The sequence below is a fragment of the Streptomyces sp. NPDC031100 genome, from assembly GCF_055570785.1.
On the sequence record NZ_JBVIGN010000012.1, the window covers coordinates 26,901 to 40,198 of the forward strand.

Here is a 13,298-nt window from a genome sequence, read left to right on the forward strand (position 1 = left end):
GGGGTCAGGGGCAGCTGATGCGTGTGTCGCCCGTGTCGGTGGTGCAGGAGTCGATGTCGGGGCCGCCGTTGGCCGTGTCGTTGCCGGACACACCGTCGGTGGTGATGAGCCGGTCGTTGCCGTACGAGCCGGTCACAGTGTCGTTTCCGGGGCCGCCGTAGAGGGTGTCGTTGCCGGTGCCGCCGTCGGCGTTGTCGTCGCCGTAGTCGCCGTAGACGGTGTCGGTGCCGCCGCCCGCGCGGATGATGTCGTTGCCTCCCAGAGCGCAGATCACGTCGTTGCCGGCCGTGCCGTTGATGGTCTCGGCCGCGCTGGTGCCGACGATCGTGCAGCCGCGGGGGTTGGTCACGCTGGTGGTCGCCGTGGACGTGTTGTTGCCCGGGACCGGGTCCGTCTGCGTGGCACCGGCCGTGGCGGTGTTCGTGAGCGTGCCGGTGGTCCGGGGTTCGGCGACCACCGTGACGGTGGCGCTCGCGCCGGGAGCCAGCGCGTTCAGGGCACACTGGGCGCTGGTGGCGGTCGTGGTGCAGGTGCCCTGGGCGGTCGTGGCCGACACCAGGGTCGAACCCGCTCCGGAGACCGTGTCGTTCAGCGTGATACCGGTGGCGGACGCGGTGGAGCCGGCGGAGTTGGTCACCCGCACGGTGTAGGTGGCCCGGTCGCCCAGGGTGTTGGAGGACGGCCCCGTCTTGGTCACCGAGATGTCCGCGCTCGGTGGCGGTGGTGCGCTGCCACCGCCTTGGTAGCGGGCCAGGGCGAAGTCGACGTTCGGTCCGCCCTGACCGGCTGCGACGATCCTGCCGTCGGACTGGAGGGCCACGCCATGGGCCACATCGGTGCCGCCGAAGCTCGTGGTGGTCATGCCCCCGGTGCCGAAGCCGCTGTCCAGGGTGCCGTCGGGGTTGTACCGCAGGACGGCGAAGTGGCCGCCGGCCCCGTTGCTGCCGGCGATGACGATCCTGCCGTCGCTCGGCTGCACCGCCACGTCCTCGGCTCCACCGCCGGGGGTGAGTACCTTGCCGTCGCCGTCGAAACTCGTGTCCAGGGTGCCGTTGGAGTTGTAGCGTGCCAGCGCGAACCTGCCGCCGCTGCCGCCGGCCGCGACGATCCTGCCGTCCGACTGGACCGCGAGCCCCTCCACGGACTCGTAGTCGCCGAAGTCGGTGCGCTCGATGCCGTCACCGCTGAAGCCGGTGTCGAGACTGCCGTTGGCGTTGTACCGGAGGACGACGAAGTCGAAGCGGGTCGATCCGACCTCGCCGCCGACGACGATCTTTCCGTCGGGCTGCAGCGCCAGGGTGCGGGCGTCGCCGCCCTCCTCCGGTGATGCCGGCTCCGGATCGGTGATCACCTTGCCGTCGCCGCTGAAGGTGGTGTCCAGGCTGCCGTCGGGGTTGTAGCGGGCCACCGCGACCTCGCCGCCCCCGAAGCCGGCGACCACGATCTTGCCGTCGGGCTGCACCGCCACGTCCCGGGCCTCGTCCCCGGCCCCGAAGTCGGTGAACACCCTGCCGTCGCCGTTACCGAAACTCGTGTCCAGCGTGCCGTTCTCGTTGTACCGGGCCACCGTGAACCAGCAGCAGTTCTCGTACGACCGCCAGCTGTAGCCCACCACGACGATCTTGTGGTCGGGCTGCAGCGCGACGGCGCGGGCCTCGCTCCACTGGAGATCCGGGTTCATGTTGTTGATGGCGGTCGCCACTTTGCCGTCGCCGCTGAAGCTGGTGTCCGGCGTGCCATCGGCGTTGTGACGGGTCAGCGCGAAGTCGCTCTCCACTGTCGCGTAGTCGACGGCAGAGCCGACAGAGACGATCTTGCCGTCGGGCTGCACCGCCACGTCGCCGGCCTGATCGTCGTCGGCGAAGCTGGTGAGCACCTTGCCGTCGCCGCTGAAGGTGGGATCCAGGTCGCCCGGGGCGGCGGCCGCGGTGCCGGGCAGGGCCAGGACCAGCGCCAGGACGGTGCCCGCCACGGTCGCGGACCGGAACGGGAGGAACCGGCGGCGCCTTTCGCGGGATCGGCGCCAGGCCGATAGCACATGAGATGTGAGCATGGGCCACAGCCTTGCGTCACGCGCACGGAAGCCCGTCCGCCACGAGCCGCGTTGGGCTCACCAGGCGCAGGAATCCACCCGCCGGGGTGAGGCTCCCGGACCTCGGCCCCGGCCGTCGTCCCGCAGCCAAAGACCGGGGCCCCGCACGCCGTTGTGCGGGGCCCCGATGTCGTCACCACGGCCGGCCGTGACGATCGCTGGTCAGGGCATCCCAACCGGCCGTGGAGCCTTTTTCGTGCGGGTATCAGCCCAGGCGCTCGACCAGCGCGCGGTACTGGTCCCACAGCTCCTTCGGGGTGTGGTCACCGAAGGTGTTGAGGTGCTCGGGGACGAGGGCCGCCTCCTCGCGCCAGACGTCCTTGTCGACCGTGAGCAGGAAGTCCAGGTCGGACTCCGCCAGTTCGAGACCGGCCGTGTCCAGCGCGTCCCGGGTCGGCAGGATGCCGATCGGGCTCTCGACGCCCTCGGCCTTGCCGTCCAGGCGCTCCACGATCCACTTCAGGACGCGGCTGTTCTCGCCGAAGCCGGGCCAGACGAACTTGCCCGCGTCGTTCTTGCGGAACCAGTTGACGTAGTAGATCTTCGGCAGCTTGGACTGGTCCTTGTCCTTGGCCACGTCGATCCAGTGGGCCATGTAGTCGCCCATGTTGTAGCCGCAGAACGGCAGCATCGCGAACGGGTCGCGGCGCAGCTCGCCGACCTTGCCCTCGGCGGCGGCGGTCTTCTCGGAGGCCACGTTGGCGCCGAGGAACACGCCGTGGTTCCAGTCGAAGGACTCCGTCACCAGCGGCACCGCGGTGGCGCGGCGGCCGCCGAAGAGGATCGCCGAGATCGGCACGCCCTTGGGGTCCTCCCACTCCGGCGCGATGATCGGGCACTGCGAGGCCGGGACGGTGAAGCGGGCGTTCGGGTGGGCGGCCGGGGTCTCGGACGCCGGCGTCCAGTCGTTGCCCTTCCAGTCCGTCAGGTGCGCGGGCGCCTCCTCGGTCATGCCCTCCCACCACACATCGCCGTCGTCGGTGAGCGCGACGTTGGTGAAGACCGCGTTGCCCCACAGCGTCTTCATCGCGTTGGCGTTGGTGTGCTCACCGGTGCCGGGCGCGACGCCGAAGAAGCCGGCCTCGGGGTTGATCGCGTACAGCCGGCCGTCCTCGCCGAACCGCATCCAGGCGATGTCGTCGCCGATGGTCTCCACGGTCCAGCCGGAGATCGTGGGCTCCAGCATGGCGAGGTTGGTCTTGCCGCAGGCGCTCGGGAAGGCGGCGGCGACGTACTTGGCCTCGCCCTGCGGCGGGGTCAGCTTGAGGATCAGCATGTGCTCGGCCAGCCAGCCCTCGTCGCGGGCCATGACGGAGGCGATGCGCAGGGCGTAGCACTTCTTGCCGAGCAGCGCGTTGCCGCCGTAGCCGGAGCCGTACGACCAGATCTCGCGGGTCTCCGGGAAGTGGGAGATGTACTTGGTCTGGTTGCAGGGCCAGGGGACGTCCGCCTCACCCTCCGCCAGCGGGGCGCCGACCGAGTGCACGGCCTTCACGAAGAAGCCGTCGCTGCCCAGCTCGTCGAGGACGGCCTGTCCCATGCGGGTCATGGTGCGCATGGAGACGGCGACGTACGCGGAGTCGGTGATCTCGACGCCGATCGCGGACAGCTTGGAGCCGAGCGGGCCCATGCAGAACGGGACGACGTACATCGTGCGGCCGCGCATCGAACCGCGGAAGACGCCCTTCTCGCCGGAGAAGACCTCGCGCATCTCGGCGGGGGCCATCCAGTGGTTCGTCGGGCCGGCGTCCTCCTCCTTCTCGGAGCAGATGAAGGTCCGGTCCTCGACGCGCGCGACGTCGGTCGGGTCGGAGGCGGCATAGTAGGAGTGCGGGCGCTTGATCGGGTCGAGCTTCTTGAACGTCCCCTTGGCGACGAGCTCCTCGCTCAGCCGCTGGTACTCGGCCTCGGATCCGTCACACCAGACCACGTTGTCCGGCTGGGTCAGTTCGGCGATCTCGTTGACCCACGAGATCAGTTCCTGGTGGTGGGTGGGGATGACGGGGGGAGCCGCGATATCGCGCGCCACGATTGCTCCTAATTGAGGGATTTTTGTCTTGTCGCCCCGTGGGGGCCGCGACCCGGACGCTTCACGATGTTGCTCTTCTGGCGCTCATCCGGTGCCGACCGCACTCATTTGATCATCCGATTCTAGTGCCCATCTGTCCAGAGGGCATCACAGGTGAGCGACGTGACGAATCCCACGGTTTCCGTGATTCTTTGCGTGCACGTGGAGTTCAACAGGAGGACTTTTTGCGTTGCATGCGCTCACGAGCGTGCACTCACACACGACTTACGGCTCCGTAGGTACGATGCCCCGCATGACTGCGTCCGTCCCCGACGCGCCCACGGACTCGACGGCCGCCGGCCGCGGTCCCGCCGCGCCCTCTGTGCCGCATCCGGTCAAGCCCAGACTCCGCGGCTGGCTGCACCTCGGCATGTTCCCGGCCGTACTCGTCGCCGGGCTGGTGCTCACCGCCCTGGCCGACTCCAGCAGAGGCCGCATCGCCTGCGGGATCTACGTCCTGACGGCATGCCTGCTCTTCGGCGTCAGCGCGCTGTACCACCGGGGCAACTGGAGCCCGCGGATGGACGGCGTCCTGCGTCGCCTCGACCACGCCAACATCTTCCTGATCATCGCGGGCACCTACACCCCGCTGACCATGCTGCTCCTGCCCGGCGCCAAGGGCCTGTGGCTGCTGTGGGGCATCTGGGCCGCGGCCGCCGCGGGCATCGTCTTCCGCGTCTTCTGGGTCGGCGCCCCGCGCTGGCTCTACACCCCTTGCTACATAGCAATGGGCTGGGCGGCCGTCTTCTTCCTGCCCGACTTCCTGCGCACCGGCGGCATCGCCGTCCTGGTCCTGGTGATCGTCGGCGGCCTCCTCTACAGCGCCGGGGGCGTGATCTACGGCATCAAGCGCCCGAACCCCTCACCGCGCTGGTTCGGCTTCCACGAGGTCTTCCACTCCTTCACCCTCGCCGCCTTCGTCGTCCACTACGTCGGCATCTCGCTGGTGGCGTACCAGCACGCGTAACCCTTTCGAGCAGCCTCTTTCCGGCCACGGCAGTCCACCAGCCGTGGCCGTTTTTCATGCCCTAACAGGGCACCCCGTCTTGACTGGGGCTAGCTTTTGAAAACAACTCTCATTTCTCACGTACGCGACGAGCCCCGTGACACGCCGGAGATGGCCCCCTCCGGAACGGATGCCTGACAATGACCCCCATGACGGCCGCACGTTCCCCGCTCTCCCCCGCCGACCGCCCCCAGCTGGGCCTGCGCGAACGCAAGAAGATCAAGACCCGCGAGGCGATCCGCGCCGCGACGTACGCGCTGGTCAAGGAGCAGGGATACGACGCCACGACGATCGAGCAGATCGCCGAGCGGGCCGAGGTGTCGCCGTCGACCGTCTTCCGTTACTTCCCGACCAAGGAGGACATCGTCCTCACGGACGAGTACGACCCTTTGATGGTCGAGGAGTTTCGCGCACGGCCCACCGACGAGTCGTGGATGGACTCGCTGCGGTACGTGATGCACAAGACCCTCGACGCGATGACGGAGGAGGATCCCGAGGTGCTGCGGATGCGCGCGCACCTCGGGGCGCAGGTCCCCGCCGTCCGCTCCCGGATGTTCGAGAGCATGTCGGAGACCGGGCGCCTGCTCCGCGGGGTCCTCGCCGAGCGGGCCGGCCTGGACCCGGACAGCCTTGAGGTGCGCGTCTACGCGATGTCCCTCATCGGCGGCATGATGGAGGTCTCCATGACCTGGGCGGAGAACGGCTTCGAGGGCGAACTCCGCGACCTCATGGACCGGGCCCTGGACGTCCTGGAGCACGGCCTCCCCGCCAAAAACCCCTGAGGCACCCGGCGCTGTCCATGCCATGCTGACCAGGTGAACGGTCCCGAGATCCACGTCGACATCGCGCCCGAGCTTTCCCTGTTCGTCCCGCCCGGACGCCGGCAGGGCGCGACCCCGCTCGTCACCGACGGCATCTCGACGCTCGGCCACGTCATCGAGTCCCTCGGCGTCCCGCTGACCGAGGTCGGCGCGCTCCTGGTGGACGGCCGCGCGGTGCCGCCCTCCCACGTCCCGGCGGACGGGGAGTCGGTGAGCGTCCGCCCGGTCCCGCGCCCCCAACAGGTCCCCGGCGCCCCCCTCCGTTTCCTCCTCGACGTCCACCTCGGCACCCTCGCCCGCCGGCTGCGGCTGCTCGGCGTGGACACGGCGTACGAGTCGACCGACATCGGCGACCCGGCGCTCGCCGCCCGCTCGGCGGCCGAGAAGCGGGTCATGCTCAGCCGCGACCGGGGCCTGCTGCGCCGCCGCGAGCTGTGGGCCGGGGCGTACGTCTACAGCACCCGCCCCGACGACCAGTTGCAGGACGTCCTCGACCGCTTCGCACCCGACCTGCGCCCCTGGACCCGCTGCACCGCCTGCAACGGCCTGCTGAAGGAAGCCACGAAGGACGAGCTCGCCGATCAGCTCAAGGGCGGCACCCAGCGCACGTACGACGTCTTCGCCCAGTGCACGGAGTGCGGCCGCGCGTACTGGAAGGGCGCGCACCACGACCAGCTGGAAGCGATCGTGGAGCGCGCCCTCACCGAGCACGGCTAGCGTTGCCTCACATCACCCCGGTCACAGGCCACCTTGTTCCGGTTCCGGTCCAGACCCAGCGGGTCGTCACCGCCGTTGACCTTCAGCCGGCCGTAGTGGTTCTGCTTCAGCCAGGTGCAGCGGGCGGCCGCCGTCTTCTTCACCTGCGGCGGGAACACCGTCGGCACGCACACGTTGATCGAGCCGTAGTGCCGGTCGCAGCCGGAGATCGTCGGGCTGACCTTCTGTGATGCCTTCTTCTCGCCGGGCCCGGAGACCTTGCCCTGCAGCGAGTCGGCGAAGGAGTGGACGTGCGGGGAGGCGGCGGAGGCGCTCAGCGCGGCCGGACCCTGCAGGTGCACCCACTTGGCCACCGATGGCACCCCATTGGCGTCCACCGCGAAGAGCATGTACCAGCCTGGCGGGGCCAGGTTGGGGTTGCTCGTCACGTTCAGGTCGACGTTGTTGCCGTCGACGGACAGCGGCAGGTCGACGAACCGCTGGTTCGGGTCGGAGGAGTGGGTGACCGCGGCCGGGCGGATCAGCTCGGCCTTGGCGATGGGCCGGTCGACGGTGATGCGCTGGGTGTCGCCGTACTTCCACTCCTGGTTGATCACCGAGGTGATCGTCGGCCGGGTGCCCTTGTAGAGGTAGGGCGGGGTGTAGATCGACACGTTGTGGTTCCAGGTGCCGTTGCCGGGGTTGTCGCCGGTGGCCATCACCCGGCCGTCGGGGAGGAGGAACGCGGAGGAGTGGTAGCCGCGGGACTCGGGGTCGGCGGCGACGGGGTCGAAGGTGTTGGTGTTCGGGTCGTAGATCGAGGACTCGTACACCGGGTTGGCGCGGTTGTGCAGGGCGCCGCCCGTCTCCAATACCTTGCCGTCGGGCAGCAGCACGGCGGAGACGTACATCTTGCCCTGGTTGCCGGTCTCGGCGACCTTTCCGTTGCCGAGGTCGACCGTGCCCTGCGGGATCGGCGGCCCGGCGACGTACGACGGGTTGGCCTGCTTGAGGTCGATCAGGTCGGTCAGCCGGTTGCCGTCCGGGTTGGAGTCGATGTTGCCGCCGCCGATCGTGAGGACCTTCTGGTCCTGCGCCGGAGGCAGCAGCACGCTCGCCGACTGGTCCCGCTGGTCCTTGTTCTGCAGCCCCGGGATCTGGGTGACCGTGTTGGCGCCGTAGTCGTAGATCGCCGAGCCCGTGCCGGGGATGTTGTTCCCGAAGACGTGGCTGCCCGTGTAGAAGAGACGGCCGTCCTGCATGAGCACCATCGACGGGTACAGACCCCAGTACGACCAGGTCTGGTTGACCTTCCACAGCGGCAGCCACTGCTGGTCCTTGTCCGACCAGTACTCGGCGGTCACCGAGCCGGTGGAGTCCTCGCGCAGGCCGCCGAAGGAGATGACGTCACCGTTGCCGAGTTCGGTCGCCGACGGGTACCAGTGGCCGTCGTTGAGGTCGTTGGTCTTGCTGTAGGTCTCGGTCTTCGGGTCGAAGATGTACGAGTCCTTGAAGCCTTCGTAGCCGTGCCCGCCCGGGACCGGGTAGGCCTTGTTGCCGCTCATGACGAGCACCCGCCCGTCCTGGAGCTGCACGTGCCCCGCGCAGAACATGTCCTTCGGCGTCGGGATCACCTTGTAGGTGCCGTTCGCCGGGTCGTACACCGCGCTGGTGAAGCTGCCCGCGTTGAAGTTCTCCTCGCTGTTGCCGGAGCCGGCGATCAGCAGCACCTTGCCGTTGCTGAGGACGACGGAGTGCATGGAGCGGACCGGGTTCTGCGTCGGAAGAACCGACCAACTGCCGTTCGCACACTGGTCGTTGGTGCCGGTGCACTGGGCGGGCGGGAGCACGTCCGGGACCTGCTCCATGGTGTAGTCGTCGGTGGTCGCGGACCCGGTGCCGTACACCGACACTCCCCAGGTGATCCGGTCGGTGCCGGCCGGGACCTCGGGGGTGCGGACCGTGGCCTGCGTCCAGTTCGACGCCGTGTCCAGGGTCTTGAGGTCGGTCCAGTACTGCCAGCCGGCGGTCGTGTCGTGCCGGAAGAGGGTGATGTTGGCGTCGGGTGTCGTGGTCTTGTACCAGAGCCCCAGGTCGTACTGCTTGCCGACGGACACCACCGGCGCGCAGCCGGTGGACTCGGTGATCAGCGCCTTGCGGTCGCCACTGACCCGGCGGGTCAGGGTGACCTTCATGGCCTTGGCGCCGGAGTGGGCGTCGGACGTGGTCTGGAAGCTGAAGTCGTTGTCGCCCCAGCCGGACTTCTCCCAGCAGTACGGCATGTCGTCCGTGCCGGCGGTCTCGAAGCCCGGGTTCTTGACGAGGTTGGCGGCCTCGGCGGCCTGTGGCGAGGTGAGGAGCAGACCGGCGGTCAGGGCCCCCACCCCGACCAGCGCGGTCCGTCTGCGGTGCTTGTTCACACGGCTCTCCTTGCGGTTGTACGACCCCCGGTCTTGCGGCGAGGGAGGTAGACCAGCGCTTCGGTCCCGACGAAGCGCAGGACGAACGTCATGACCAGCGCGAGCGCGGTGGCGGGCAGCGCGCCCATCCCGAACCGGTCGACGAACAGCGCGATCAGCGGGATGCGCAGCACCAGGTCCGCGTTGGCGAGCAGCGCGAACCGGCCCAGCCGGTCCCACCAGCGGCGGTGCGCGCGCCGGTCGCGGAACAGCAGCTGCTCGATGAGCAGGAAGTTCCAGGCGACGCCGAGCTGGTTGGCGAGGATCTCGGCGGGGACGTAGTGCAGGCCGACGGCGGTCAGCGCCCACAGCCCGACGAGGTTCGGCACGAAGCCGCTCGCGCCGATCAGCCCGAAGCCGACCATGCGGGCGACCGGTGAGGCGGTGCGCAGCCCGGCCAGGTGGCGCAGGAACCGGAAGCCTTCCTGCGCGGTCGACTTGGACTCGCCGGCGAACCGGTCCTGGAAGACGAACGGCACCTCGGCAACCTGCCGGGGACGGCTGCGGACGGCCAGCTCCAGGAGGATCTTGTAGCCGAGGGGCTTGAGCACCTCCGCGGTGACCGCGCTGCGCCGGATGGCGAAGAAGCCGCTCATCGGGTCGCTGATGCCGTGCAGCCTGCGCGGGAACAGGGCCTTGGTCAGCCAGGTCGCGCCGCGCGAGACGGCCACCCGGTAGCTGCCGGCGAGCCCGGCCCGGCTGCCGCCCTTGATGTACCGGGAGGCGACGACGAGCCCGGCGTTCGCCCGTTCACCGGTGGCCACCAACTCCGGTACCAGCGACGGCGGATGCTGGCAGTCGCCGTCCATGACGACGATCCACTCCGAGGTCGCCGCCTTCAGCCCCTCGACCACCGCCCCGCCGAGCCCGCCGACCGGCTCCTCGCGGTGCAGCACGGCCACCGGGAACGGACAGTCCTGGGCGGCCTCGCGGATCACCTCGGGGGTGTCGTCGGTGGAGTCGTCCACGAAGACGACCTCGCAGGGCAGCCGCGCGGGCACCGACTCGGTGATCTGGTGCAGCAGCTGCCGGATGTTCGCGGACTCGTTGAAGGTCGGTACGACGATGGTGACGGCGCCGGGTTCGGCGAGTTCCGCTGCTTCCAGCCCCTCGGCGGGGACCGTGTACTCGTGGCTGCTCATCGCACACCTCCCGCGGCTGCCGCCCGGATCTGCCGGATCTCGATGCGGTCGTCTCCGGTGCCGAAGGTGGCGACCGGCTCGGAGTGCCGGATGGCGGCCTTGACGTTCGGCAGGTCCTTGGCGTCGCGGCGGACGGTCGGCGAGGCGACCACGTAGTCGATGTCCCGCCAGCCGTGGGGCATGGTCTTGGTGACGGCCGGGTCGAGGTCCGCCTTGTAGAACCAGATCGCGCCGAGCCCGGGCCGGTATCCGGCGTGCACGAGGTCCAGCCAGAGGGCGTCGTCGACCAGGACCCGGGTGCTCTTCGGGTTCTCGACCTTGGTGCTGAGCCAGGTGGAGGCCTGCCGGTAGGGCTTGTTGGCGTCGGCGGTGAGGGCGGTGCGGTCGCCGTCGTACCAGTGCGGGACGACGTAGGCGCCCGCGGCGAGGGCGAGGACGGCGGCCAGCGCGTACCGGCCGACGGAGACGAACCGCTTCTCGCCCTCGGCGCGCCACCGGCGCAGCACCGCGTGGGCGACCGAGGCGGCGCCCCCGGCCAGGACCAGAGCCAGGAAAGGCAGCGCGCCGATGATGTACATGGCGGGCAGATAGCCGCCTGGCCGCATGGCCACGGCGGCCAGGATCGCCACGGTCAGGCCCGGTCCGGCGAGCGCGCGGGCGGTGACCGACCAGCGCCAGGTGACGATCAGCAGCAGGGCTCCGGCGAGGCCACCGAGGGGCAGGACGCGGTCGTAGTACAGCCAGGAGTGCAGCACACCGTACGAGCCGGATCCCCGGTCGAGGATGAAGCCCGAACCCGGCCTGGACATCTGGTAGGTGATGCCGTCCCACAGCGAGACGTGCCCGGCGCCCGGGAACAACTCGCCCTTGAGCAGGGCGAAGAGCGGATACGAGAAGCCGATCAGGGCGCAGGCGGTGACCGCTCCGGTGAGGGCGAACTTGCGGGTGTCGCGGTGGCTGTGCCGCCACATGGTGACGAACAGGGCGGGCAGGACGACGAGCATCGTCTCCTTGGTGAGCACGCCCGCGGCGGCCGCGAGGCCCGCGCCGAAGTGGTGCCACAGGTGCCGGCTGGGCGAGGCGGCCAGGCAGAACGCCAGCAGCATCCACATCACGGCGATGTTGTCGAGGAAGATCTCCCTCTGGAGCACGACGGCCAGCGGGGAGAGGCCGAAGAGGGCCATGCCGAGCCCGGCGGCCCAGCGCGGCAGGGAGAGCCTGCGGCCGAGGACGTACACCAGCACCGCGCTGACCCCGCTGATGACGAGCATGGCCGTCCGCATGGAGCCGACGGTCATGGAGCCGGGGCTGATCGCGGAGGGGATCCAGGTGAGCAGGGCTATCTGGAGCCAGCCGAGCGGAGGGTGGTCGTACCAGTAGGTGTAGTGGGCCAGGCCCTTGCCCTCCTGGACGGCCCAGGCCTGGGCGAGATAGGTGCCCTCGTCGTCGCTGAGGGTCGGGTAGTCGGCGATGTTCCAGCCCTGGACGACGAGGATCGCCACGAGCAGGGCACCGCACAGCAGCAGGTCGGAGCGGGAGGAGCGGAGCCGCGCCGGCGGGGTCGTTCGGCCGGTCGAACGCGCAGCAGGCGCAGGCCGGTTCTGCGCGGGGACCTTCGTAGGGGTCACCGCGGGAAGAGTGGAGGTCACGCAGGAACGTCCTCTCGGATCGGCTCGGCCGCGGTGAGGTGCGCGCCGACGTGAGTGGTCAACTCCCAGTCGTTACGGCCGCGCTGCTCGCGCCATACGGCGCGGATCGCGGCCCCGGCGAGGAGGACCTGGTAGAAGGGCCCGCCCACGATGAGCTTCACGTAGTGGACCAAGCGGACGCGGAGCCCGTACTGCCGGCCGAAGTCGTGCAGCCCGACCACCTCGAAGACGAAGGTGACGGCGGCGGTGACCAGCGGCAGGAAGGTGAGGAAGGCGACCCCGACGGGCACGTCGAGGAAGAGGGCGACAGCCGCGTTCAGCGGGATGATCACGCCGGAGAAGGCCTGCAGGAACGGCGTCATCAGCGTGTACCGGGCGAGCAACCGCTGCCCGAATCCCGGGAGTTGCTTCCAGTCCTTCTTCCGGTACACCTGCAGGAAGCCCTGGTTCCAGCGGGTGCGCTGCTTGAGCAGCGACATCAGTGAACCCGGGGTCTCCTCGCGGGTGACCATGTCGGAGTCGTAGGCGACGACGACCTTCTTGCCGACGCTGGAGAGCCTGACCCCCAGGTCGCAGTCCTCGGCGAGGCAGTTGGGATCCCAGCCGTCCGCTTCCCTGAGGACGTCGGTCCGCACGAACACGGTGTTGCCGCCGAGCGGGATGAACCCCTTCTGCGCATGCAGGTGCAGCCGGGAGCGGAACCAGAAGAAGTACTCCAGGCAGTTGCGCAGGCTGTACCAGCTGGAGTGGAAGTTGATGAGCTGGACGCCGCCCTGGACGACGTCCGCCCCGGTGGTCCGGAACGCGTGGTCGACGTGGGCGAGCAGCTCCGGGTGGACCTGGTCCTCGGCGTCGAAGACCCCGACGACGTCACCGCGGCAGTGCGGCAGCGCCGTGTTCATCGCCTTGGGCTTGTTCTTCTTCTCGTGGGTGTCGACGACGACGCGGACGCGCGCGTCGCGCTCGGCCGCCGCCCGGGCCACCTCGGTGGTCTCCGGGTCGTCGTGCCCGACGATCACGATGATCTCGAAGTCGGTGTGCGTGGACTCCAGCAGCCGCTGGATGGTGTGGTCGAGCACGGCCTGCTCGTGCCGCGCCGGCAGCAGCAGCGAGAACGACAGATGCTCGTCCCCGTCCGGTCTGCTGAACCGGGTGGAGGCGAGCACCTCGGGCGTGCGCCACGCGTGCATCTGCCACCACAGGGTGAACGCCGCCATCCAGAACAACGCCAGCGAGACGGCAGCAATGAAGACAGACGTCAGCAAAAAGATCCCCCCAGATCCCCAATACCCCCTGCACGCAACGGTCAGTTACACCCGTCGCACGCACTGTGGAGAGACTAGGGGGGATCTGTGAAATGCGGGA

Annotated in this window: 9 protein-coding genes; 3 read left to right on the forward strand and 6 right to left on the reverse strand. The window is 69.4% G+C overall.

Annotated elements, in window-relative coordinates; translation table 11 throughout:
• Nucleotides 1–4: 4 nt before the first annotated feature.
• Together ACZ5DS_RS30155 and ACZ5DS_RS30160 are read right to left on the reverse strand one after the other, a co-directional pair.
• Nucleotides 5–1,972 (reverse strand): calcium-binding protein, encoded by a 1,968-nt coding sequence (locus ACZ5DS_RS30155; protein ID WP_468244701.1) that lies wholly within the window; start codon nt 1,970–1,972, stop codon nt 5–7.
• Between the two features lie 325 nt (nt 1,973–2,297).
• Entirely contained in the window at nt 2,298–4,121 is a 1,824-nt protein-coding gene (locus tag ACZ5DS_RS30160) for a phosphoenolpyruvate carboxykinase (GTP) (protein ID WP_468244704.1), read from the reverse strand.
• A 292-nt stretch (nt 4,122–4,413) separates the two neighbouring features.
• On the opposite strand from ACZ5DS_RS30160, the gene trhA reads away from it, so the two are divergent.
• From trhA to ACZ5DS_RS30175, 3 genes are all read left to right on the forward strand, one after another.
• Nucleotides 4,414–5,127, forward strand: a complete 714-nt coding sequence (gene trhA / locus ACZ5DS_RS30165; RefSeq protein WP_468244706.1) for a PAQR family membrane homeostasis protein TrhA — start codon at nt 4,414–4,416, stop codon at nt 5,125–5,127.
• A gap of 188 nt (nt 5,128–5,315) precedes the next feature.
• A complete protein-coding gene (locus ACZ5DS_RS30170) occupies nt 5,316–5,948 on the forward strand; it encodes a TetR/AcrR family transcriptional regulator (protein WP_468244709.1) in 633 nt (210 codons plus the stop codon).
• Nucleotides 5,949–5,981: 33 nt separating this feature from the next.
• Nucleotides 5,982–6,704 (forward strand): Mut7-C RNAse domain-containing protein, encoded by a 723-nt coding sequence (locus tag ACZ5DS_RS30175; RefSeq protein WP_468244711.1) that lies wholly within the window; start codon nt 5,982–5,984, stop codon nt 6,702–6,704.
• Here the strand turns inward: ACZ5DS_RS30175 and ACZ5DS_RS30180 are convergent.
• From ACZ5DS_RS30180 to ACZ5DS_RS30195, 4 genes are read right to left on the reverse strand one after another with little or no spacing between them, the layout of a single operon-like run.
• Nucleotides 6,701–9,103: a galactose oxidase-like domain-containing protein gene (locus ACZ5DS_RS30180; protein WP_468244714.1), complete on the reverse strand. Its 2,403-nt coding sequence runs from the start codon at nt 9,101–9,103 to the stop codon at nt 6,701–6,703. The two genes, ACZ5DS_RS30175 and ACZ5DS_RS30180, sit on opposite strands and share 4 nt — an antisense overlap.
• On the reverse strand, nt 9,100–10,284 hold the full coding sequence (locus tag ACZ5DS_RS30185) for a glycosyltransferase (RefSeq protein ID WP_468244717.1): 1,185 nt from the start codon (nt 10,282–10,284) through the stop codon (nt 9,100–9,102). Before ACZ5DS_RS30185 ends, ACZ5DS_RS30180 begins: the two co-directional genes overlap by 4 nt.
• Nucleotides 10,281–11,933 carry an ArnT family glycosyltransferase gene (locus ACZ5DS_RS30190; RefSeq protein WP_468244720.1) on the reverse strand — a complete coding sequence of 551 codons (1,653 nt, stop codon included), beginning with the start codon at nt 11,931–11,933 and terminating at the stop codon, nt 10,281–10,283. The genes ACZ5DS_RS30185 and ACZ5DS_RS30190 overlap by 4 nt, the downstream gene beginning before the upstream one ends.
• Entirely contained in the window at nt 11,930–13,198 is a 1,269-nt protein-coding gene (locus ACZ5DS_RS30195; protein ID WP_468244723.1) for a glycosyltransferase, read from the reverse strand. Before ACZ5DS_RS30195 ends, ACZ5DS_RS30190 begins: the two co-directional genes overlap by 4 nt.
• Between the last annotated feature and the right edge of the window lie 100 nt (nt 13,199–13,298).